The sequence below is a fragment of the Paenibacillus sp. AK002 genome, from assembly GCF_053903045.1.
The window spans coordinates 5469144-5491799 of record NZ_CP096377.1 but is presented as its reverse complement, the minus strand read 5'-3'; the positions used below and the strand labels follow the sequence as shown (position 1 = coordinate 5491799).

Sequence of the window (22656 nt, the reverse complement as noted above, 5' to 3'; positions counted from 1 at the left end):
GGCTTTACTTGGAAATATCAATAAATCCTTCCCCGAACACGTCACGTACGTCGTGGATGGTAACAAAGGCGTTTTTATCCTCGGCACGGACGATTTTTTTGAGCATGGAAACTTCCTGTTTGCTGATGACGATGTAGAGTACGTCTTTGGTCTGACCGGTGTAATATCCGTACCCCCGGAGCACGGTTACCCCACGGTCCATAATCTCCGTAACCCGAATGGCAATGCGGTCATGATGTGTCGAGATGATGGTAACGGCTTTTTTGGGATTCAAGCCCTCAATGATGAATTCCATTGCCTTGGTGCCGATGTAGAGGATGACCACGGTGAACATCACCTTCTCGATCCCGATTACGAAGACGGACAGTCCGGCCACGATCAGGTCAAAGAACAGCAGGGCATAACTGATATTCCAATCCCAATATTTATTGGCCAGACGAGCCAGTATCACCGTGCCTGCCGTCGTTCCGCCCACACGGACGATGAGTCCGATCCCGACGCCGGCGAACAGTCCGGCGAAAATGGCGTTGATCACCGGCTCATCCGACGCGATGCGCCAGTTCTCCGTCAAGTGCAGGAACAGGGAATGAAAGGCAACGGCGATGATGGTGTAAACCGTCGTTTTTTTATCCAGCAGCTTGTAGCCGATCATCAGCAATATCCCGTTAATCACAATGCCGACCAGCGCCGGCGACCATTTCAGCACATAAAACAGGATGATCGATATCCCGGTTACGCCGCCTTCGCCAAAATCGTTCGGAATGACGAATAAATTGACCGCCAGCGCAAAAATAAATGCCCCGATGAGCAGCATGATCATATCAAACGCTCTTTTTTTCATACGATATACCTCCATGACTTTCAACAAGCTCACAAAAAAAGCGATTAAAGGAAAAACTCATCCTTTAATCGCTTTATGCAAACATAGGTTGCGCAGCTCTTTTGATATACTCATTATAATAATCTTCACATGGAATGTAAATGATTTTTAATTTTCATAAGCTTGCAGGTCGCCGCTAATGCCCTGCATCCAGCCCCCCTATCCAGGAGGGGCTTTTTTATAATGTTTGAAATCGAGCGGAGAACGGGAATAGGAGCGCAACATTTCGAAATGGGGCCTGTGATAAAACTAAACTGAAAGAAGAAGAGGAGATGATGAGAATGAAAACATTGAATGGAAAAATTGCCTTGGTTACGGGCTCCAGCCGAGGCATTGGGCGTGGTATCGCGACACGATTGGCGAAGGAGGGAGCGTTGGTAGCCGTTCACTATGGCAAGAACCGTGAGGCGGCAGAAGAGGTCTTGGGCGAGATTACGCAGGCCGGAGGGGAAGCTTTCTTGGTAGGAGCGGATCTTGCCTCCTTGGATGGGATAAGTACTCTGTATGGTGTGCTGGATGAGACGTTGAAAGCACGAACCGGAAATACGCATTTCGACATTCTGGTCAACAATGCTGGAGTCGGCTTGATGGAAACCATAGAGGATACCACGGAGGAAACCTTTGATGAAGTGATGCGAATGAACGTGAAGTCGCCATTCTTCATCATTCAGCAGGCTCTCCCACGCCTTCGAGACGATGGGCGCATTATCAACCTATCATCTGCGGTAACGCGAATCTCCTTGCCCGGTATTCCGGCGTATTCGATGACAAAGGGGGCCATTAATTCGCTGACCCTCTCTCTGTCGAGCCAGTTGGGTACCCGTGGAATTACGATCAATGCGATACAGCCCGGATTCGTTGCTACCGACATGCAGGCCTCCATGCTTCAGGACCCGGCCTCTTTCCAATTTGGGGCCAGCTATTCGATTTTCGGAAGATGGGGTGAGCCTGGGGATATCGCGGACATAGCTGCATTCCTGGCATCTCCGGACAGCCGATGGATCACCGGTCAATGCATCGATGCCAGTGGAGGATCCCATCTGTGACCGCCGCCGTTGCCGCAAATCCATGAACATAGATAGCACCTGATTCCCGCGGCATGATTTCTTTTTCCAGTATTTCCTTTATAATGTTTGGAGAAGTTGCGAGGAAGGAAGTATTGGGACGGAGGCAGGCGAAGATGTGGAATATTGATTTTGAGCACGCGTACGACATACGCGCGGGTGCCACCGAAGAACAAATTGCCCGTTTTGTTATGGAGTGGAATGCAGGGCTTTCCGTGCAGGAGATGGATGAAATCAAGGGGAGGCAAGTGAATCCTTTTCACAAAAGCTCCCCCTTCTACGATCAATATGTTCCGCTGGATCCTGCAGGCTGGAAGCTGCCTCGGCGAAACTTTCCCGCAAGCTATTTGGATTTATTGAAGTATTCCAACGGCGGGGAATTTCAACAGGGAGCACGTCTTTTCCAGTTCTTTGACACGGATGACCTGAGGGAGATGAACCTGGCCTACGAGCTGCCGGAGTATATGCCTGGTGCGGTGTCGTTTGCGATGGATGGAAGCGGAAACCATTATATGTTCGATATGAGGGAAGCGCCGACAAACGGCGAATATGCGATTTTGTTCGCGCATTCCGGCAACCTGGGGTATGAAGACTGCGAGCGTGTTGCGGATTCTTTGCCTGCGTTATGCACGGAGACTTGGGAGCTGTATTGAGCGTACCATGAGAGCTGGCAGGGGATCGTATAGACTTGGAGCAAGAAGAGCCCACGCGTGACGCGTGGGCTCTTGCATTTTTCCCCGGGAGGAGAGTCAGGAGCCCATTTGCCTGCGATTCTGTTATAATGCTCGTTAGATAGATTACTACCCCCTTATTTTCAAACAAAAGGTGAACTTTCAATGCTTTCTTTTACTAGACTAACCAAATGCAAACCCCCGATCCCGTAATTCCTTTGCCGGCAAACTAGAGATTTTCTGAAACGATAAGGGGGGAGTTTGGCTGTGCAAAGAAAAATCTCAAAACCGTCGCTGCTGTTGTTTATTGTTCTTGTGGGTTTCCCGCAAATAAGCGAAACGATATATACGCCTTCATTACCGGATATCGCCCATCATTTAGGGGCGGGCAATAATGCGATCCAGCTTACGCTCAGCATTTACTTTCTGGGCTTTGCCTTTGGCGTATATTGCTGGGGGAGGCTGTCCGATTCCATCGGACGGCGCCCCGCCATGCTGTGGGCATCCTGGTTTATGGGTTGGGCAGCCTGGGCTGCTATCTGTCCGCTTCGGTCGAATGGTTATGGGTCAGCCGGTTCATACAGGCTTTTGGTGCCAGCACGGGCTCTGTCGTCACGCAAACGATTTTGCGCGAAACTGTAGACGGAGCCAAACGCCATGCGGTGTTTGCCCAGATTTCGGCGGTGCTGGCGTTTACTCCTGCGATAGGGCCGCTGATTGGCGGATGGGTAGATCAATCGCTCGGCGGTTTTCTTCACGCTGGTAATATTGAGCGCAGCCGTATTGACCTACACCTGGATTTCCCTGCCCGAGACCAGAGTGCAGGCCGCCTCGAGGATTAACACGTTCTCGGTGGTCAAGCGTCTGCTCTTTGATCGCAGAGTATGGGGATTCGGTTTTCTTATTGGAGCGACCAACGGCATTTTGTTCAGTTATTATGCGGAGGCGCCCTTTATTTTTATTGAATTTTTTCAGATGAGACCAGCTGCGTTCGGCTTCTTCGGAATCTTTGTGGCGATGTCCTCGATTGTAGGCGCGCTGCTGTCGAAAAGGCTGCTGACCCGGCTCAAGGCAGAGCGCATTATCTTGCTCGGCACGTTCATTACGTCCGTGGGGGCCCTTTGCTTCACGGGTTTTGCCCTTAGCGGGATCAAAGCCACCGTGACGGATTTGGTGTTGATGGTATCCTGTATTTTTATTATTCTGCTCGGCATCGGAATGGCCATTCCCAACTGCCTCAGCCTGGCGCTGATCCATTACGGAGACGTGCTCGGGACGGCAGGGGCCATCTTCGGATTGGGTTATTACGTTGTCGTCAGCCTGATAACGAGCGGCATGAGCTTTCTTCACGACGGTTCGTTAGTCGCCATGCCTTTGTATTTTCTTGGGCTGGCCGCGGTCATGGTCTTCGTGAGCGGAATGCTCGCCCGTCAAGCACGAAGCAGTTCATAGAAAAGCATTAACTAAACAAGTCGCAGAGTGCCGGCGGTTATGCCGGTATCCTGCGACTGTTTGACGTTGTCCGATCGGGAAGTTTTAGTTCATTGCGCTGCCTCGTCGGCAGATGGACCGTAGATGCCCGGCACCGGAATATCGAGAAGCCGCAGATATACCCCTAACTGAGCCCGATGATGAACCATGTGGCTGAAGCCGAAGGTGCGGAGCGCAATCGCCCGCGGCGCGCGGAGGATGATATGGTCGCCGTGGCGCAGCGTCCATTCCTCGCCGAGCGTTTTCTCGTCGCATTCGGCGAGCAGCTGCTCCAACTTGCCGGCGTTCGCGTCGAATTCCTCCAGAACGTCGGCGCGTTTGTTCAAAGCCTCCCGTCGCAGCGGCACACTCGAAAGATCGAACTCCGGGTACTGAAAAATCGCGATTTGCCAGTTCAGCAGGTTAATCAGGTGCGTGGCCAGCCCGCCCAGTGACATCGATTTCTCGTGCGGCTTCCACGACATATGCTCCTCGGGCAAGCGTTCCAGAACGCGGCGCGTATGAGCCAGTTCCTGCGCTGCATCGCCGATGATCAGTTGTTTTACCATAATAATCCTCTCCCCTCATATGGCTTAGCATACTATATTTTCCGGTTGGGAGGAAAGCTCTCTTTGACGCTTATTATCTAGTAGAGTTTTTAGAATTGCATTGAAGCTGTCCTCTTCGTCAACACGAAGAAGGACGGCTTCTTCTCTTCGGTTGAAGTGGAAGATTTGCCCATATTTTGGTACTATGTTAACTAGCTTTAAGGCGGAGTGGAGGCTCCCAGATCAGTTCAAAGAATGGAGGCGAACGAAATGAGCGAGCCGTGGGCTGCATCGATGAGCGGTGCTCCCTGGAGCACGGACAAAATGCATAGTGCCGTTAAACAGCTGAGAAACCGTGCAACCATCGGTTTTGTTGTCGGGGCAGACGATGCGGAAGATCTGCTGAAGCTGGACGAGCAGGTGTTTTCCAAGCGTCCGGACTTGATACTGCATATTTATCATGCAGAAGCGAACGGAAGATATACCGATGAATTTCTGAAGACGCTCGCGGGATTGAAGTTTGTTGCTGCTTTGCATCTGGATCTGAAACAGAGGCAGGATTTAACCAGGCTGGGTGCGATGGATCGAATGGAATTTCTTAAGTTACGCTCGCCCAAAACGCAAGGCATCGATTTTATCCGGAGCTACAAGTTTCTAAAATACCTGGAACTCAGCGGTAAATTCGATGATCTAGCGCCGATTGCCGACTGCATTCGCCTGGATGCGCTGGTCCTGAACTGCTCCATCGATCAACTGGATTTTGTCGCGGATTTGCCCTTGATAAAGTATTTGGCCCTAGACAGCTGTACCGTGAACGGTTCGCTTAACGTGTTGGCGGAATCGAATGTAAGCATGCTGAGGTTGTCCTCCGTCCGCAACCTGGTGCATATTGATGACCTGGCGGCATTGGATCATCTGGCCTTTCTGCACTTGTCGCTGCCGAAAGTCGAGCGCTTGTGCGATTTCTCGCATATGCGTAATCTTCGGCAGCTTGAACTGGATTACATGAAATCCTTGCAGGAGATCGGGAATCTGTGGACTGCGGACCGGTTGGAGGTTCTAATGCTGAAGGAGATTTCTACAAGGATCAAGGCGGAAGCCTTGGACGGCTTAACAACAATGGAGTGCCTGCGCCAGATCGACTTCCGGTTTATCGATTCCGGCAAAGGCCGAATTGCTGCTCTCCGCAAGCGAATGGCGGAAGCGGGTAAAGAGGCTCTGCTCTACGAGAATATCCCTGAGGAGAATCGGATACGCTCGATGGCTCTTGAGCATCTGTAAGGAATTCTGATGTAGGAAAGAATGCAGATGATCAACAAAATAATGAAAAGCCCGCTACCATAGCGGGCTTTTCCCGATTTCGACCTAGTGATTCCGTCCCGGTCGCCACGGGGTTCTCCTCATAGCTGATCCAATCGCTCCAGCTTGCGATCATGGCAGAAAGTGCCTACACAACAGGCCATGCGAGTTACGTAGGGGCATTGGTCCCAGAGCCGGTCTTGGACCCAATCAGCCACATTGCTACGAGTGGTCTCCCTTTTGTAACCTCGCCAGAATACACCGCAAAGGGAGAGGACCTTCATGCAGCGTCAGTCACATCAGCTATCCAAACAAGATTATGTCGGGGAATACACCGTATAAGCTATACCTGACCCGACAGACGTATCGCGACAACAGCATCAACCTCTTGATATACACAGCATCACATCCACAATGTCCACATCTGCCCATGTACCTCCTGGCACTCTTCAGTTCCTCGCCAGCAAGCACCTCAGAAGACCATAAATAAGGATAAAAGCGAGATCAGCACTGCCATGGGTGTGACACGGGTACACAGTACCACGCCACATCTAGCAGTGTATGTAGGTGAGCGCGCGTGATTAACGTCTAGACAAAACGTGTGTAGGTGAAACTGATGTATCCATTATCGTTACCTCTTGTTTATACGGTGAGCGCAGGAATCTATGCCTCCAGGTTAGTTTCATTGGGACATGCTGTCCACTTGAACCCACTGTACCGGTAATTGCTTCGGTAATTCGATCTTCCACTTTGTCTAAGAAGTTTGGCGCTATGCGATCCGTGCACGCCTTACCATCATAAAGCAGCTTATTTTGAATTTAATGTTTATCATTAAATAGTTATTGTTTTTCATAAATGAATCATTTAGTATATATTGTAAGTTCACATGAAAAGGAGATTGCGCATGAACGGAATTGAATTCAAAGCCAAACCTGGCTTCAAAAGAATGCACACTGCGCTTAAGATCGGATACTGGGGAGGAATCGGGCTGCTCATTGCATACGTCTGTTTCAATCTATGGCTCGGATTGAAGCCCCAGGAGATGTTCTACGCAGAGAAGGGAATCGCGCACTGGTTCTTTTCAGTACCGTTATCGGATACGGTGACGAAGAGCGTCATGGTGCCTTTCACTTATTTTCAACCGATCAATCCCGACATGTTCGATGCCAAGAACGCTTATCTGGTCGTCAGCTTGACCAATGCCACACTTGTCTTCTGTGCCTACATTTACTCGATCGGCCAGATTCGCTATATAATAGGAAGCATACTTAGCGGAAACAGCCCGTTTAGTCTGGCGAATGCCGCCCGTCTGAAAAGGCTGGGAATCATCGTTATCCTGTATTCTTTGCTGGCGAAGCTCGTTCTCAATATTCTGATCTGCCTGTTCGTTACTCGCATCTTCTCAATCAATCTGGGCGGTATCGCTTTAATCGGAATTATCATCGGCATACTAGTGCTGTTCGTCTCCGAGATTTTCAAGTACGGTGCTCTTCTGCAGGAAGAGCATGATTCGACTTTATGAGAATGGAGACTGATGATAGTGCCGATTATTATACGTCTGGACCGAGTTCTGGCCGACAAAAAAATGAAATTGAATGATCTGGCCGACAAGGTAGGGATCTCGAACGTCAATCTGTCCAATCTGAAAACGGGGAAAGTGAAGGCGATTCGGTTCTCTACCTTGGAAGCGATCTGCGAAATTCTAGACTGTCAGCCGGGAGACATTCTGGAATTTGTTCCGGCCGATAGCGACAGCTGTGAAATTGATTGAAGGTGCCTATTCTCCCTTCAATTGTTTTTTTGGCAAGCTTATCATGGGACTTATTGTTGATCGAAAGTTGATTACTTTTATCTGTTGTTGACTCAGTGGGAGCCTTCGAGCTCTCTCTCTGCTATGTAAAGCATGCCAAGGCGACTACTTCATGGGAGGTATGCTCAAGACAAAGTACACATGGATCAACCCTTCTTGTTGACTCCTCGTTGACTCGGAATATCTCAGAGCACTGTGTACCGGGTACACCACCCTAGCCCCAACAAAAAGAACCCGCGCAGAGCGCGGGTTCTTGCAGGTTATTCTTCCCGAGTCGCCACCGGGTTCTCCTCATAACTGATCCAATCGCTCCAGCTGCCCGCGTACAGCTTTACGTTGCCGTACCCGGCTTCCTCCAGGGCTAGCACGTTCGGACAAGCGGTGACGCCGGAGCCGCAGTATACAATGATCTCGGCATCTTGCGGGATGTCCGAGAAATGCTCGCGGATCGCTTCCGCATCCTTCCAATGTCCGGAATCATCCAGGACGCCTTTCCAGAAATAGTTCACAGCACCCGGAATATGCCCGGCTTTGGCGTCCATGGGCTCCTCCAATCCGGCATATCTGCGCGGCTCTCGGGAATCGATGAGCGTTATGCTGCCCTGCTGCGAAGCCTTGCGTACTTCATCGACGCGGACCAGTTTATCCGGCTTAAGGTTGATGCCATATGTAACCGGAATGACGACCGGCTGTTCGTCCGTTACCGGATACGAAGCGTTCTTCCAAGCCGTAAACCCTTCATCCAATACATAAGCTTGCTCATGGCCGGTATATTTCAGCAGCCACCATAGTCGGCTGGCCATGGCTCCACCCTGGTCGTCGTAGATCACGACGCGGCTGCTGCCCTGAATGCCGGACTGGCCTAGACGTTGTGCAAGGCGATCCAGGTCCGGCAGGGGATGGCGACCGCCGTGCTCGGTAATGGGGGAGGAGAGGTCCTTCTCCAGGTCGAGGTAAACCGCCCGCGGAATATGCGATTCCTCGTATGTGGCTCGGCCGCTTTCCGGTTTGCCGAGGGCAAAACGGCAATCGACGATGACCAGATCCGGTTCATAGAGTCTTGCCAGCAGCCATTTCATTGTCACGATATTGTTCATATGCCAGGACACCGCCTTCTATTAATAAATGAATGATGAGATTAAGTAACCGAATTATATCATATTGCTGCTAGCGAATACGTATATAACTAAAAAGTCGACCTGTCTCATAGAATGATGAGATCAGGTCGACGATATAAGAATGAATGATGGCAAGAATCAGGACAAACCCTTATTTCTTGATGGCTTGAAGCAGCATGGACGTATAAGCCTCGGCGCCTTCCGGCTCCAGATGGACGCCGTCGGACCGGAAGTATTCGGGATGGTCCTTGCTGGCTGAATACCAATCCACCAGCGTAACCTTCGGGTTCCGGTCAGCCGCTTTGGCGAGCATGCCGTTAACGTTCTGTTCCCAATCGCGCGGAACGCGCGTATTGATGAGCAGAATCTGTTTGGCCGAATCCAGAGGGCCCAGCAGGGAATCGAGATCCTTTTGCGAGAAGGCCCCGTTGGTTCCGAGCCCGATGATGACAATGCCGCCGTCAATCCGATTTTGGGATTTCAGGGCCGGAATCAGCTCATCGGCCTGGCGCATTTGACGGCCAATGACCGCATCGACGTGAATGCCGGGCAGCGATTTTTCCAGATAAGGGGAGACCCCGAGCATCACCGAATCCCCGATGGCCGTGATGGCGGACTTGGTTACCGGTGGCTGCTCCGGCTTCGTCGTCGGTTTGGCAGGATCGCTCTTGCCGCCGGAAGTTCCGCTTGCCGGGTCCTTGGATGGATCCGGCTTATCGACCTGATCTGCATTCGGCTTATCAGTCTTATCCTCATCCGGTTGATCCGGAATCGGTTTCCCGGAGTCAGCCTTATCCGTAGGATCGCTTTCTCCGCCGGTTTGCTTGTCTTGGACGTCTAGGTTGTTCTCCGCAACTGGGTCCCGCACTTCGTTCTCAGCAGCACCGGCGGGGTCGTTATTTCCAGAGTCCGCCGCTCCGTCCGAAAGCGGAGCCTTAGCCCCTTCATCCCTAGAATTCGGCTCCTTCACCGTATCCGGTTGATTCGTTGGCTCTACGGCAGGAGGCGCTGCGTTGTCTCCGTTCGTGTCGACCGGTTGCGGCGGTTCGACCGTAGCAGGTCCGGTGCTTGGAGTCTGCGCCGCTTCCTCCGGAGCAGGGTCATCGATGTTCAGCATGGCAGCGATATCGCCCACCGTTCTTGCAGAGGACACGCTGCTCATCATCCCCGAACAGAATATGCCGATCAGCATAAGAGAGCTCAGGGACACGATCCAGCCTCTTAACGAAATCGAAGCCGGGCGGCGGCGAAGCGAGCGGGCTTTAAGCCATAATTTTTTAAGCCCGCCATGCCGTATCGGTTCTTCGACATACTTCCAGGATAGCGCGGCCAGCAGAACGCTTGCGGTGATTTGCAGCGCAGTCTGAAGCAAACTGAGATCGCTTGCGCCGGAATCAGGCGAGGTCAGGATCATGACCGGGTAATGCCATAAGTAGATGCCATAGGAACGAACGCCGATCCACAGCAGCGGCTTCCAGCTTAACAAGCGGCTGATGGAAGCCGCAGGGTGGGCCAGCACCGCTACGAGAACGGCAGCGGCCAAGGAAAAGAGGAACATGCCTCCTTGATACAGGAATGCATCGTAACGGTCCACCTGCCACATCATGTAGAGAATGATAAGCATTGCCGCGGCGCCCGTCATGTTGAGTTTATAGCGGATGCCTCTTGAGGCGCGGGAGGACAGCTTCCAGCTGGGCCATACAATGGCCAGCCCCGCTCCGATGAGCAGGCCGAACGCCCGGGTATCCGTACCGTAGTAGACCCGGCTTGGATCGTCGCCCGGCTGATAGATCAAGGCCATGAGCAGCGCGGAAATCGCGGCACCGGCGGCAATGAACCCAAAGAGCTGCCCTCGGCGGGGAAACAGCTTGAGCGCCGCCAGCATGATAACCGGCCACAGCAGGTAGAATTGTTCTTCCACCGCTAGCGACCAGAAATGCCCCAGCGGAGAAGGCGGACCAAATGATTCAAAATAGGATTGCTGCTGAAAAATAAACTGCCAGTTGCTTATGTACGTAACCGCTCCGAGCACTTCACTTCGAAGCGTAGCCAATCTTGACCGGTCGAACAGCGTTACCCATACCACAAGGATGAACAGCATGAGCAGCATCGCCGGCAGGAGACGCCGGAATCTCCGTATCCAGAAATCCTTGAGATCAATCCGCCTATGATGATGCCATTGCGAAGCCAAAATATCCGTAATGAGGTAACCGGACAAAACGAAGAATAAACTTACCCCGAGAAACCCGCCGCCTGCAAAGCCAAAATTCCAGTGGTAGCCCATCACTCCGATTAATGCGAGGGCCCGCAGTCCGTCAAGACCGGGCATGTAGCGTGAATGGGGTTTATCGGATATCGGCACGGAAGATCACTCCTCTCGAAGGATCTGCGCTCATGCCGCCCTGTAACAGCCGCTGCGATAATATGTAGGACATATTCTCAAACGTCTGGGTGCTGGATAGTCGATGTGTCATTTGGAACATGGTAAACCTTCCCTTTCCTTTATAGGAGGATATTTCATATGCAGGAGACGTTTATCGAATCCTGTAATATCCTGCAACAAGATGTCATAGCTAATACTACCATCCTTGGAAAAACAGAAGGTGACAAAAAAATGAACCTACGGCTACATTGTGATGTCAATAATAAGACAGATTTTTCATTTGAAATGACAAACCGTTATGCTTGACATATCCATTATTCGGCAACGGGCTGTTAGCCGTATCGCAGGAGGCCATAAGAAAGAGGAGGTCCCTGCCTCCTCCAGTGTCCAGGTCAACCGATATTTATTTTTTTTCTTTCACTTATCGACTTTAGAATCAGGTAGCGGCTCCTTGCCGTTTCCGAAAAAAGGTCTTGAGCGCCTCGTACACTTCCCCTTTGTCCTTTATGACATGGTACATGAATTGGTCCAGCTTGATATTTTTATATGCCGACATCAGCGTGCTGCTGCGATTGTATTGATTGACCTCGCCGTAACCGAACATGTTGCTCACCTTCAGCAGCTCCCCGATGAGTTTGACGCAGCGTTCATTATCGGATGTGAGATTATCGCCGTCCGAGAAGTGGAAGGGATAGATGTTGTATTTGGAAGGAGGGTACCGGTGGTGAATGATATCCAGCGCCTTCTGATACGCGGATGAACATATCGTACCGCCGCTTTCGCCGCGCGTGAAGAACTCCTCTTCGGTCACTTCCTTCGCTTCGGTATGGTGGGCGATAAACACGATTTCCACCTTCTCGTACTGCTTGCGGAGGAAACGGGTCATCCAGAAGAAAAAGCTGCGAGCGCAGTATTTCTCGAAGGAACCCATGGAACCGGAAGTGTCCATCATGGCGATGATGACCGCATTGGATTCCGGTATGACGGTGTCGTCCCAGGTTTTGTAGCGCAGGTCGTCCGGACTGATGCCGTGAATGCCGGGCTTGCCGTCCCTCGCATTGCGGCGCAGATTCTCCAGGATGGTGCGTTTCTTATCGATGTTGGACATGATGCCTTTTTTGCGGATGTCGTTGAACACGATGGACTCCGTCTCGATCTGCTCTTTATCCTTGGGCTGCAGAAGCGGGAGCTCCAGCTCCTCAAACAGCATATTCTCCAGCTCTTCCAGGCTGACCTCGGTTTCCACAATATCCTGTCCCGCTTGGTCACCGGCCGATTCTCCTTTTCCGGGCTGGGCCGCTGAAGGGTCGCGTCCAAGGACGTCCCCAACCTGACTGTCACCGTCGCCTTGACCGACATGCTTTTGCTTCTGGTAATTGTAGATGAAACGGTATTCGTCAAGGCTTCGGATCGGAACTTTAATGATCTGCTTTCCGTCGGACAAAATAATGTTTTCCTCAGTAATAAGGTCGGGCAGGTTGCGTTTGATCACTTCGCGGATTTTATGCTGGTGACGTACCTGATCCTGATAGCCTTTGCGGTGCAGCGACCAGTCTTCACGGGATACGACAAACGACAGAGCGTCTTCATTTTGCACGGACAGTCACCTCCCAAGTGTAGCCTTGACACGGTTGCCGTCTTTTCGGCTGTAGTATCTCATTATATTCGGGAGAAAGAGCGATATGTGAGTGTGAATCCGTGTTTGCCATGAAAAAGACACTTAACCTGAAATGGATCAGGCAAGTGTCCCGGTACGTAATCCTTATGCGCTTAATACGAATAGGAAAAGGGCGCCGATGGTGACGATGACTACGCCGTTCACGATGGTGGCAATGACGGCGACGGCACGCTTGCGTGTCTTAGAGAAGCAGCCGACAATGCCAAGCGCCAGGCCGACGATATTGATGATCATCACGAGAATGAAAACGGCCGCCAGCGTGGTCATCGCTTCAAGCGTTTCCTGCGTCGGCTCCAGGATCGGCCCGTTTTCCGTCATGTAAGGTTCAATCATCGTGGTGCCGAGTGCGCCGAGCAGAATATAACCAAGCAGCGTCACGATCGACAGAATGAATGATGCGATGCCGAAGCGGGAGTTCTTTCTGTCCTCGGGAGGAATGAAGGTGGTTATAGGTCGCTTGGGCGAATCTTGCCCCTCGGATGGAGAGGAAGGTGATTGTTGATCCATGTACATAATCGCTCCTAACTTGAGATTCATTCTTAATGGGTCCATGCAGGGTTTCCAAATAAAAGACATCCTTATTAATCTTTCACAAAATGGCCCTGAAATCAAGTCCAAAGCGCTTACACGCCGGTGGAAAAGCGTACGCGAATCCGTTAAACTTAACTTGATTACATATGGACACGGGTGTCCGCTGACAAAAAGGGGTTGAAAAAAACATGAGTCGTGCTTTCATCGCATGGGGCTCGATCCTGATGGCATTGTCCGTCGCCATTGGAGCATTCGGCGCCCATATGCTGGAGGATATCATTACGCCGGACGAGCTTGCCACCTATGAGACGGGCGTCCACTATCATATGATTCACGGACTGGCGGTCCTGATTACGGGGATTGTGGCCAAGGTGCTGGGCGAATCCCGGAAGCTGTTTTGGGCGGGGGCTTTATTCATCGCGGGAACCGTTATTTTTTCCGGCAGTCTCTACGTGTTAAGTATATCCGGCATCAAATGGCTAGGGGCGATTACGCCGATCGGCGGCGTTTCCTTTATTGCAGGCTGGCTGATCCTGATGTCCTCGGCGCTGTCCCGTAAAAACTAGTACTCAAAAAAAAGAACGGCTTCACCGATCCCTGATAAAGGGCGGCGATGCCGTTTTTACATACCTATGGTATGCTGCCGACTCAGCTCACGCTGAACTCGTCGATTTCATTGAGTTTGAAGGTATATACCTGCTTCTCATCGACATGATAGACGTTGACCAGGAAATTGCTTTCGTCATAATTGAGTATTCGGCAGGGTAGGCTTGTCTGCTTACCGTGGCGGTTGGTTGTCAGGCGAACAAGGCGATTGTCCTTACTGTATACTTTAATCCATTCAAAGGGATCATTTCCGGCGAGTGGAGTTTGGACAGGAGGTGCGCTTGCAGCGATCTTTTTTTCCGGCGAGGATATCGCAGGCGGAGCAGGTTTCTCGTGCTGAGTCATGGAAGAAGCCATCTTCCGGGAGGCATTGCTAATAACGGAATCTTTCTTGGCTTGGACCAAGGTGTTGATAATTTCTCCAAGTTCCATTCCGGACTTAATCCGGAAATCGACGACTTCGGCCTTGTCGTTCAGCATTTCCAGCAAATATTGCAAAGCCAGTGCGTTGGAGTGACTCTTGACCAGAATATCAACGTTGAATAAAAAGCCGTTATCATCGGTGACAGGAATTGTGTTCATAGCTTTTATCATTCACCAGCTTTCACAGGTTTTCTTCTGAATCAAATATACCATAATTTTCGAATTTTCATAGTCCTAATGTCACGGATATTTCATTTTTATTCTAATAAATCGAGAGACGTTCGCACCATAAACATAAGGCGCCCTTGCGCAATGTCAGAGACATTCGCACCATGTCGGTTCAAAGAGAATAAATATAATTCTAAGCCGATGTGAGGGGAGGATTGTTTATATTGGTGACTTTACTGCCGATCGAGATTGAAGGACATACCGTTATGGGCGTCGAGGTCAAACTTCCGAAAACTACGCTGCTGGCTGTATACACTTCCCGTGGTTATATTATGTGCGGTGCCCTCGATGTGGGCCTTCTGAACGAACAGCTTGCAGACCGCAAGATTATTGCCGGGAGAGCCGTTGGGGTTCGCACATTGGAGCAGCTGCTGGAGGCACCGCTGGAATCGGTAACCTTGGAGGCGGAGAAGTGGGGCATTCATCCCGGCCTCGCCGGCAAGGATGCGATCCTGCGGATGATTTGAGCCCAGCAGGCTTAAGCGGTACAAGAGTGATTCCGGTGCGGATCGCTCTTTTTTTAATGAGATAAGCGATGCTTTTGTCAGCTTCACAGGGAAAAAAATGCGCCGAAACGCCATCAAAGAGAACAAACGGACAATCGGCGGGGGCCTTTTGTCCGTTTGTTCGTTGATGGTGAAAAATATTGGGGAATCCTGCAGCGGCTTATTCGAACAAGCTTTTCAAGCTCTCTTCGTAAGGTGCTTGCACGACGCCTTTTTCCGTAATGATCGCTGTCACGTATTCGTTCGGCGTAATGTCGAAGGCAGGATTGTACACTTTAACGCCTTGCGGAGCGGTGCGCTTGCCGAAACCTTCCGTGATCTCTTCCGCCGGCCGCTCCTCAATCGGAATATCGGCACCCGTCTTCGTATTCAGATCGATCGTGGACAACGGGCACGCCACATAAAAAGGTATGCCATGGGCTTTCGCCAGAACCGCGACCCCATACGTACCGATTTTGTTAGCGACATCGCCGTTTGCGGCTACGCGATCCGTACCGACGATAACCGCTTGTATCCAACCTTTGGACATGACCATGGCGGCCATGTTGTCAGCCAGCAGCGTAACGTCGATGCCGGCCTGCTGGAGTTCAAAGGCGGTTAGGCGGGCACCTTGCAGAACGGGTCTCGTCTCATCCGCGAACACCTTGATGTTCAGGCCCTGCTCATGGGCCAGATACATTGGCGCCAGGGCGGTCCCGTATTTGGCGGTCGCCAATCCCCCCGCATTGCAGTGGGTGAGCACGCCCATCCCGTCCCGGAAGAACGGCAGGGCGTGCTCGCCGATGCGGCGGCATACATCCTCGTCCTCGGCCCGGATGGCCTCGGCTTCGGCGAGCAGCGCCGCGTTCAGACCAGCCGTGTCGAGATCCGAAGCCGCCAGCTTCTCGGCTGCAAGCTTGATGCGGTCCAGCGCCCAGAACAGATTGACGGCCGTCGGTCTGGACGTTGCGAGATAAGCGCAGGTTTTGGCGATTTGCTGAAGCCACTCCTCGCGACGGTCGGCTTCCACCTGCATTCCGCCGAGTACGGCGCCGAATGCTGCCGCGATGCCGATCGCCGGTGCGCCGCGGACTTTCATGGAGTGAATCCCTTCCCAGACTTCCTCTGGCGTATAGAGCTTAAGATAGACGATCTCTTCCGGGAGCAAGCGCTGATCCAGAAGGACCAGATGGTCTCCTCCCCAGTAAACCGAGCTTAGCGGTTCATAGGTGCTGGTATTGCCGGTAGTCATACCGCTCATATCGATACCTCATTTCCTTTGGATGCTTGCTTGATCAAGGTCAGCATGTCCTCGAAGGACTTGATGCTGCGGTGATGGCGCACGAGATTTTTGCCGATGGCGAGCGCTTTGCGCTGTGCAGTCTCTCTGGCCTTATCATCTGCTATGGTATCGATGTCCGCAACATGGGACAATCCGACGATGCGCCGAATCATTTTGCAGCCCGCGAATCCTGCGGCATCCTTCAAAACCTGCGACACATAATGGTCCTGATAGCCTGGCGTGCGGGACATCTCGTCCAAGAGATCATCGTTCCACAGCGAGCGGAAGTTGTTCTCGAAGTGGGTCCAAACGCCGCTCGCCATCTCGAGGAGTCGGGCTTCCCTGGCGGCCAGCGTCTGCTCGTCCCCGCTCCAGCCCGGCTGTGCCGCGTAGTTCAGCAGGAGGTTGCCGATCACCGCGCCGATATCGAATCCCATCGGGCCGAAATAAGCGAATTCCGGATCGATCACCTTGGTGGATTCCGGCGTGACGAAGATGCTGCCCGTATGCAGATCCCCGTGGAGCAGAGCTTGCGCATGGGTCAGAAACTTATGGCGCAGCAGCGCGACTTCGAAGTGAAGCGGCAGGTCGGCGCGAAGGGCTTCCGCTTCATCGGCAATGCTCTGTTCATAGTTGTTGTTGGCGGATTCACGGTATGGATCCTCAAAGATTAAGTCCTCGGTAATTTTGCATAGATCCGGATTAACGAAACGGCCGGCAAGTTCCTTCTTCTTCTGCTGGTTCATGCCCAGATCCGACGTATAGAACAGGGTTCTGGCCAAAAACCGGCCGATATGCTCCGCGAACTTCGGATAGGCGATGCCTTCGATAAGGCCTTTGCGCATGATGGTGTACTCGCTCAAGTCTTCCATCACGGTGTAGGCGAGCTCATCCGAATAGCCGTATACTTTCGGAACGAGGTCAGGGCACAGGGAGTACTCCGTCTCCAGGGCGAGACGTTCGATGCGCGCGCGGTCGAGAGACAGCGGCCAGGATTCGCCTACGACTTTTGCATAAGGAACAGCTTGCTTGATAATGATACTATCAGCCGTATTTTTGGCGGTGACATGAAACACCAGATTGAGATTGCCGTCGCCGATTTCGCGGCATTCGAGTTCGGCATGCTCCGGGAACCGGCCGGGTATACTTTTAGCTAATTGTATCGCTTCGTCCGCGTTCAGCGGATGATATGCAGACATGGATGGTCACCCCCAAATATAATAGAAGAAAAACAAAGCCAACTTTTTTGCTTGGTATTACCTAGTATAACGTTTTTTCGCGAATTTTGTATAATTTTTTGGCAAGTCTCAAGGTTAGCTGAACCTGATTCGCTTCGCAGTCCTAAGGGTAAACTACAAATAGACGCCCAAGCACAGGATGTACTCATATATTAATGAAGGAATAGCATTAGCAGATGGTTCCAGTTACAATGGGGATACACCGATCTGCCGAATGCTCCTTTGACGCAGTACAGGGTGCATTTCATATAGAAAAGGAAGGGATAAACCATGGCAAAAACTACATCTGGCAAAGCTGCAGGAAAAACGAAAAACGCAAGTCTGGAGCAATTGCTCAATCAGCAGGTTGCGAACTTCAACGTGCTCTACGTCAAACTTCACAATTATCACTGGTATGTAACCGGAGAGCAGTTCTACTCCCTTCATGTTAAATTCGAAGAGCTGTATGACGAAATCACGCTTAAAATGGATGAGGTTGCGGAGCGCCTGCTTTCGATCAAAGGCAAGCCGGCTGCAACGATGAAAGAATATCTGGAGCTTGCGACCGTTCAGGAGGCATCCGGCAACGAGGATACCCGCGGCATGGTACAAGCCTTGGTCGAGGACTTCGCTACCGTATCCGAGGAATTGGCGGAAGGCATCGAAATGGCGGAGGAAGCCGGAGATGCGCCGACAGCCGACATGTTCACCGGGTTCAAGGCCGATCTCGAGAAGCATATGTGGATGCTGCGCTCATACCTTGGATAAAGTGTGATTCCAATAGAATGATATCCTAATTCATTCCGTATATTTGCTGCAGCTTGAGACTCGTTAACGAGTCCTTATAGCTCTTGGTGCCCCGACACCGTCTGACGACGCGCGGTTGACGCCGTTGCCTAGATGCCGTGGCGACATGGGGTGCCTCAGCATATACGGCGGATGAAAAGGGAAGAATGAAACAGGCTTGGCCGGTTAATCGGCCAAGCCTGTTTTTAATGGTTACAGTTGTCCGAATGTTGTCTCCAAAAGGCTTGTCCGGTTGAAATACGTCACTTTTTATTATAAAATGGCTTGAGAATCATTGATAATCAGTTTAGAATGATTATAAATAAAGAATTACTTTTTGTTTTATGAAATCAGGGCGTACAATCCTGTTATCATATGGGACAACAAATACACTACCTATTCAACGGAGGGAATCTAATATGTCAACCAAGTTTGTCATTGAAGGATTGAAAGCAACGATCGAAGGCAAGGAGATCCTGAAGGGGATCAACCTTGAGATGAAGGGCGGAGAAGTTCATGCCATCATGGGACCAAACGGAACGGGTAAAAGTACGTTGGCTTCCGCGTTGATGGGTCATCCTAAATATGAAGTTACGGAAGGCAAAGTATTGCTTAACGATGAAGACGTGCTGGAGATGGAAGTTGATGAGCGTGCGCGGGCAGGTATGTTCCTGGCCATGCAATATCCAAGTGAAATCGCTGGTGTAACAAATTCCGACTTCCTGCGCAGCTCCATCAATGCACGCCGCGGTGAAGGCAATGAGATTTCCCTGATCAAGTTCATTCGTCAAATGGAAGGCAAAATGAAAGAGCTCGAGATGAATCCCGAGTTCGCTCATCGTTATCTGAACGAAGGCTTCTCCGGTGGTGAGAAGAAGCGTAACGAAATCCTGCAGATGATGCTGCTGGATCCGAAACTCGTCATTCTTGACGAAGTAGACTCCGGTCTTGATATCGATGCATTAAGAATTGTAGCAAACGGTGTGAATAGCATGAAATCCGAAGAACGTGGTTTCTTGATTATTACCCACTACCAACGTTTGCTTAACTATATTACTCCAGATTTTGTGCATGTTATGATGCAAGGACGTATCGTGAAATCCGGCGGACCGGAACTGGCTGAGCGTTTGGAAGCAGAAGGCTATGACTGGATTAAGGAAGAGCTGGGCATTACGGATGAAACTGTAGGTCAAGACGCGTAAATTGACGGGAGGAGGAAACGATATGACTACACAAACCATACTTCCGGTCAACGCTGAGGCTTTGAAGGCTTTGTCCGAGAGTAGACAGGAACCAACTTGGCTGACAGACAGCCGTTTGGCTTCTTTGGAACTTGCCGGCCAATTGGAATTGCCCAAGCTGGAGAAACAACGCATTGAGCGTTGGAACATCCACAGCTACGGTGAATATAAAGAAAGCAAAAAACTCGCTTCCCTCGATGAACTGCCAGAGCGGGCAGCACAGCTTGTCGAAGGTTCAAGGGAAGGCGGACTGGTTATTCAACGCAACTCCGGAACGGTATATACAAGTCTGGCTTCGGAACTTGCTGCCAAAGGCGTGATTTTTACGGATTTGGAAACAGCCGTGAGAAAGCATGAGGATCTGGTTAAACCTTACCTGCATCAAGCGCTTAAGAATGACGAGCACGCACTGGCTGCTCTCCATGCTGCGGTTTGGAACGGCGGAGTCTTTCTTTATGTTCCTAAGAATGTTGAGGTTGATGTTCCGCTTCAAGCGGTAATGCTGACTGATGATGCCGAAGCGACTTTCGCTCCGCACGTGCTGATTGTAGCCGAAGCTAACAGCCAAATCACATATGTAGACAACTATGTATCGGATTCTCTGGCTGCGCCGGTAACACATAACGGAGCGGTAGAGATCTTTGCCAAAAATGGTGCGAAAGTTCGTTATGCTTCCGTTCACCAGTTGACTGTAGAAACAACGGATGTTACGTTCCGCCGTGCAGTACTCGACAATGATGCTTCGATCGAATGGATCGTTGGCGAGATGAACGATGGCGATACAGCCAGCGATACCATGAGTATTCTGAAGGGCAACGGTTCGACATCCGATGCGAAAGTCATTGCTGTAGGTTCCGGGTCCCAAAAGATCAACTACACAACGCAAGCGAAGCATTATGGTAAGAGCTCTGCTTCCCAGATGATTACGCGTGCAGTTATGCGTGAAGAAGCACAAGCCATCATCAACGGAATTACCAAGATCGAGAAGGGTGCCACGAAGGCGGACGGACAGCAAACTGAGCGCGTTCTGATGCTGAGCCCAAAAGCCCGCGGCGACGCGAACCCGATCCTGTTGATTGACGAGGATGATGTAACAGCAGGACACGCGGCGTCCGTAGGACAAGTGAACCGGGAGCAAATTTACTACCTGATGTCCCGCGGTATCTCCCGTTCCGTTGCAGAATCCCTGATTATTTACGGCTTCTTGGCTCCGGTTGTCAGCGAAATTCCGCTCGAGGGACTTCGCGACCAGCTGCAGGGGCTCGTTGAAAGGAAGCTGGGACAATGATCGCCTCCGTCCGTGAGCAATTTCCCATTCTTCACCAGGAGATCAACGGACATCCGCTGGTATATCTCGACAATGCCGCGACATCGCAAAAGCCGCAGGTGGTCATAGATGCCGTCAAGCGGTACTACGAATGGGAGAACTCCAATGTGCACCGCGGAGTTCATACGCTCGGCAGCCGTGCTACCGATGCTTATGAAGGAGCCAGGGAGAAGGTTGCCCGTTTCATAAATGCCGAGAGTTCGGAGCAGATTATATTCACCCGCGGAACGACGACGGCCCTGAATCTGGTGGCTTCATCCTACGCACGCTCCGTTTGTGGTCCTGGAGATGAAATCGTCCTGACGGAAATGGAGCATCACAGCAATCTCATTCCGTGGCAGCAGGCGGCCATCGCCGTCGGCGCTACGCTGAAATATATTCCTCTACAGCCTGACGGTACGATCCGTGTCGAAGATGTAGAGGAACTGGTTACCGAACGGACGAAAGTCGTAGCCATCGCATACGTGTCCAACGTTATGGGCGTCGTGCATCCCGTCAAACAAATCGCGGAAATCGCGCATCGGCACGGTGCCGTTATCGTGGTGGACGGGGCGCAAAGCACGCCGCACATGAAAGTGGACGTTCAGGACCTGGACTGCGATTTCTACGCTTTGTCCGGACACAAGATGTGTGCTCCGACAGGTATCGGCGCATTATACGGCAAGAAGGCGCTGCTGGAATCAATGGAGCCGATCGAATTCGGCGGAGAGATGATCAATGACGTCGGGTTGTACGAATCGAACTGGAAGGAGCTCCCTTGGAAGTTTGAGGGCGGCACGCCCATCATTGCAGGAGCTGTCGGACTTGGCGCCGCGATCGATTTCCTGGAGGAAATCGGAATGGATGCCATCGAACGGCATGAGGCTCAGCTTGCGAACTACGCCATGGACCGGATCTCCGAGATCGAAGGCATCTCCATTTACGGTCCCCGTAAGCGTAAAGTGGGCCTTATCACATTCAATCTTGGAGACGTTCATCCGCATGACGTGGCAACCGTTCTGGATGCCCAGGGGATTGCGATTCGTGCAGGACATCATTGCTGTCAACCGCTTATGCGTTGGTTAAAAGTATCTTCCACGGCACGCGCGAGCTTTTATCTGTATAATACAGAAGAGGACGTTGATCGATTAGTTAGCGCCTTAATCCAGACAAAGGAGTATTTTGGCGATGCAACTTGACGATTTGTACAGACGTGTCATCATGGATCATTATAAGAACCCCCGCAATCGCGGCAAGTTTGAAGAAGATGCGGTAACCATCGATTTGAACAATCCGACCTGCGGAGATCGCATTTCCTTGCAGCTTAAGGTAGAGAACGGCGTGGTCGCCGATGCCAAATATACGGGGGAAGGCTGCTCCATCAGCATGTCTTCCGCCTCGATGATGACAGACGCCGTAAAGGGCAGAACGCTGGACGAAGCGATCAGTCTGGCGGACCGCTTTTCTTCCCTTATGAAAGGCGATGAAGTGGAATTTGACGAGTACGAGGATATTGAAGCCCTATCCGGTGTTAACAAGTTTCCTGCCCGCATTAAGTGTGCAACACTTGCGTGGAACGCACTCCGAAAAGGAATAGACGTAAAGTAATGAATAGATCGATAGGGAGGTA

At 51.4% G+C, this 22656-nt stretch carries 24 protein-coding genes and 1 pseudogene; 15 read left to right on the top strand and 10 right to left on the bottom strand.

Annotated features, from left to right (window positions below; translation table 11 throughout):
* Window positions 1-4 precede the first annotated feature (4 nt).
* A complete protein-coding gene (locus M1D70_RS24465; RefSeq protein ID WP_009595825.1) occupies window positions 5-841 on the bottom strand; it encodes a YitT family protein in 837 nt (278 codons plus the stop codon).
* A gap of 320 nt (window positions 842-1161) precedes the next feature.
* Here M1D70_RS24465 and M1D70_RS24460 point away from each other — a divergent pair, with 320 nt between their 5' ends.
* The 4 genes and pseudogenes from M1D70_RS24460 to M1D70_RS24445 all read left to right on the top strand — a co-directional run bounded on the left by M1D70_RS24460 (window position 1162) and on the right by M1D70_RS24445 (window position 4067).
* Window positions 1162-1926, top strand: coding sequence for an SDR family oxidoreductase (locus M1D70_RS24460; protein ID WP_456288205.1), 765 nt, complete (start codon window positions 1162-1164; stop codon window positions 1924-1926).
* Between the two features lie 134 nt (window positions 1927-2060).
* Window positions 2061-2597: an SMI1/KNR4 family protein gene (locus tag M1D70_RS24455; protein WP_456288204.1), complete on the top strand. Its 537-nt coding sequence runs from the start codon at window positions 2061-2063 to the stop codon at window positions 2595-2597.
* 285 nt (window positions 2598-2882) lie between these two features.
* Window positions 2883-3457 (top strand): annotated as a pseudogene (locus M1D70_RS24450) (MFS transporter).
* Window positions 3384-4067: a hypothetical protein gene (locus M1D70_RS24445; RefSeq protein WP_456288203.1), complete on the top strand. Its 684-nt coding sequence runs from the start codon at window positions 3384-3386 to the stop codon at window positions 4065-4067. The pseudogene M1D70_RS24450 and the gene M1D70_RS24445 overlap by 74 nt, the downstream one beginning before the upstream one ends.
* 89 nt (window positions 4068-4156) lie before the next feature.
* Here the strand turns inward: M1D70_RS24445 and M1D70_RS24440 are convergent, their stop codons facing one another.
* Complete coding sequence (locus M1D70_RS24440; protein ID WP_456288202.1) at window positions 4157-4654, bottom strand: DinB family protein; 498 nt, start codon at window positions 4652-4654, stop codon at window positions 4157-4159.
* A gap of 249 nt (window positions 4655-4903) precedes the next feature.
* Here M1D70_RS24440 and M1D70_RS24435 point away from each other — a divergent pair, with 249 nt between their 5' ends.
* The 3 genes from M1D70_RS24435 to M1D70_RS24425 all read left to right on the top strand — a co-directional run bounded on the left by M1D70_RS24435 (window position 4904) and on the right by M1D70_RS24425 (window position 7703).
* The gene (locus tag M1D70_RS24435; protein ID WP_456288201.1) at window positions 4904-5914 is read left to right on the top strand and encodes a hypothetical protein; all 1011 of its coding nucleotides are present in this window, start codon (window positions 4904-4906) and stop codon (window positions 5912-5914) included.
* A gap of 922 nt (window positions 5915-6836) precedes the next feature.
* On the top strand, window positions 6837-7454 hold the full coding sequence (locus M1D70_RS24430) for a DUF2975 domain-containing protein (protein ID WP_009595736.1): 618 nt from the start codon (window positions 6837-6839) through the stop codon (window positions 7452-7454).
* A gap of 18 nt (window positions 7455-7472) precedes the next feature.
* Window positions 7473-7703: a helix-turn-helix domain-containing protein gene (locus M1D70_RS24425; RefSeq protein ID WP_009595835.1), complete on the top strand. Its 231-nt coding sequence runs from the start codon at window positions 7473-7475 to the stop codon at window positions 7701-7703.
* A 299-nt stretch (window positions 7704-8002) separates the two neighbouring features.
* On the opposite strand, the gene M1D70_RS24420 is transcribed toward M1D70_RS24425, so the two are convergent.
* The 3 genes from M1D70_RS24420 to M1D70_RS24410 all read right to left on the bottom strand — a co-directional run bounded on the left by M1D70_RS24420 (window position 8003) and on the right by M1D70_RS24410 (window position 11343).
* Window positions 8003-8839: a sulfurtransferase gene (locus tag M1D70_RS24420; protein ID WP_456288200.1), complete on the bottom strand. Its 837-nt coding sequence runs from the start codon at window positions 8837-8839 to the stop codon at window positions 8003-8005.
* 172 nt (window positions 8840-9011) lie between these two features.
* Window positions 9012-11222 (bottom strand): acyltransferase family protein, encoded by a 2211-nt coding sequence (locus M1D70_RS24415; protein WP_456288199.1) that lies wholly within the window; start codon window positions 11220-11222, stop codon window positions 9012-9014.
* Window positions 11206-11343 (bottom strand): hypothetical protein, encoded by a 138-nt coding sequence (locus tag M1D70_RS24410; RefSeq protein WP_009595812.1) that lies wholly within the window; start codon window positions 11341-11343, stop codon window positions 11206-11208. Before M1D70_RS24410 ends, M1D70_RS24415 begins: the two co-directional genes overlap by 17 nt.
* Before the next feature lie 38 nt (window positions 11344-11381).
* Here M1D70_RS24410 and M1D70_RS24405 point away from each other — a divergent pair, with 38 nt between their 5' ends.
* Window positions 11382-11549, top strand: a complete 168-nt coding sequence (locus tag M1D70_RS24405; RefSeq protein ID WP_175320829.1) for a hypothetical protein — start codon at window positions 11382-11384, stop codon at window positions 11547-11549.
* 130 nt (window positions 11550-11679) lie between these two features.
* Here M1D70_RS24405 and yhbH read toward each other — a convergent pair whose 3' ends face one another.
* Window positions 11680-12840, bottom strand: coding sequence for a sporulation protein YhbH (yhbH, locus tag M1D70_RS24400; RefSeq protein ID WP_009595852.1), 1161 nt, complete (start codon window positions 12838-12840; stop codon window positions 11680-11682).
* 165 nt (window positions 12841-13005) lie between these two features.
* Window positions 13006-13428, bottom strand: coding sequence for a hypothetical protein (locus M1D70_RS24395; protein ID WP_254664141.1), 423 nt, complete (start codon window positions 13426-13428; stop codon window positions 13006-13008).
* Between the two features lie 212 nt (window positions 13429-13640).
* Between M1D70_RS24395 and M1D70_RS24390 the strand changes: the two genes are divergently transcribed.
* Complete coding sequence (locus tag M1D70_RS24390) at window positions 13641-14018, top strand: DUF423 domain-containing protein (RefSeq protein ID WP_009595784.1); 378 nt, start codon at window positions 13641-13643, stop codon at window positions 14016-14018.
* 82 nt (window positions 14019-14100) lie between these two features.
* Here the strand turns inward: M1D70_RS24390 and M1D70_RS24385 are convergent, their stop codons facing one another.
* Window positions 14101-14640, bottom strand: a complete 540-nt coding sequence (locus M1D70_RS24385; protein WP_254664140.1) for a hypothetical protein — start codon at window positions 14638-14640, stop codon at window positions 14101-14103.
* A gap of 233 nt (window positions 14641-14873) precedes the next feature.
* On the opposite strand from M1D70_RS24385, the gene M1D70_RS24380 reads away from it, so the two are divergent.
* Window positions 14874-15176, top strand: coding sequence for a YunC family protein (locus M1D70_RS24380; RefSeq protein ID WP_009595810.1), 303 nt, complete (start codon window positions 14874-14876; stop codon window positions 15174-15176).
* A gap of 199 nt (window positions 15177-15375) precedes the next feature.
* Here the strand turns inward: M1D70_RS24380 and mtnA are convergent, their stop codons facing one another.
* Together mtnA and mtnK are read right to left on the bottom strand one after the other, a co-directional pair.
* Window positions 15376-16455: an S-methyl-5-thioribose-1-phosphate isomerase gene (mtnA, locus tag M1D70_RS24375; RefSeq protein WP_456288198.1), complete on the bottom strand. Its 1080-nt coding sequence runs from the start codon at window positions 16453-16455 to the stop codon at window positions 15376-15378.
* The gene (gene mtnK / locus M1D70_RS24370; protein WP_009595845.1) at window positions 16452-17675 is read right to left on the bottom strand and encodes an S-methyl-5-thioribose kinase; all 1224 of its coding nucleotides are present in this window, start codon (window positions 17673-17675) and stop codon (window positions 16452-16454) included. The genes mtnA and mtnK overlap by 4 nt, the downstream gene beginning before the upstream one ends.
* 309 nt (window positions 17676-17984) lie before the next feature.
* Here mtnK and M1D70_RS24365 point away from each other — a divergent pair, with 309 nt between their 5' ends.
* From M1D70_RS24365 to sufU, 5 genes are all read left to right on the top strand, one after another.
* Complete coding sequence (locus M1D70_RS24365) at window positions 17985-18461, top strand: Dps family protein (RefSeq protein ID WP_009595811.1); 477 nt, start codon at window positions 17985-17987, stop codon at window positions 18459-18461.
* 437 nt (window positions 18462-18898) lie between these two features.
* Complete coding sequence (sufC, locus tag M1D70_RS24360) at window positions 18899-19681, top strand: Fe-S cluster assembly ATPase SufC (protein WP_009595714.1); 783 nt, start codon at window positions 18899-18901, stop codon at window positions 19679-19681.
* Between the two features lie 22 nt (window positions 19682-19703).
* Window positions 19704-21008 carry a Fe-S cluster assembly protein SufD gene (gene sufD, locus M1D70_RS24355; RefSeq protein ID WP_009595741.1) on the top strand — a complete coding sequence of 435 codons (1305 nt, stop codon included), beginning with the start codon at window positions 19704-19706 and terminating at the stop codon, window positions 21006-21008.
* Window positions 21005-22225 carry a cysteine desulfurase gene (locus M1D70_RS24350; protein ID WP_009595771.1) on the top strand — a complete coding sequence of 407 codons (1221 nt, stop codon included), beginning with the start codon at window positions 21005-21007 and terminating at the stop codon, window positions 22223-22225. Before sufD ends, M1D70_RS24350 begins: the two co-directional genes overlap by 4 nt.
* Entirely contained in the window at window positions 22215-22634 is a 420-nt protein-coding gene (gene sufU / locus M1D70_RS24345) for a Fe-S cluster assembly sulfur transfer protein SufU (protein WP_456288197.1), read from the top strand. The genes M1D70_RS24350 and sufU overlap by 11 nt, the downstream gene beginning before the upstream one ends.
* Window positions 22635-22656: the final 22 nt, after the last annotated feature.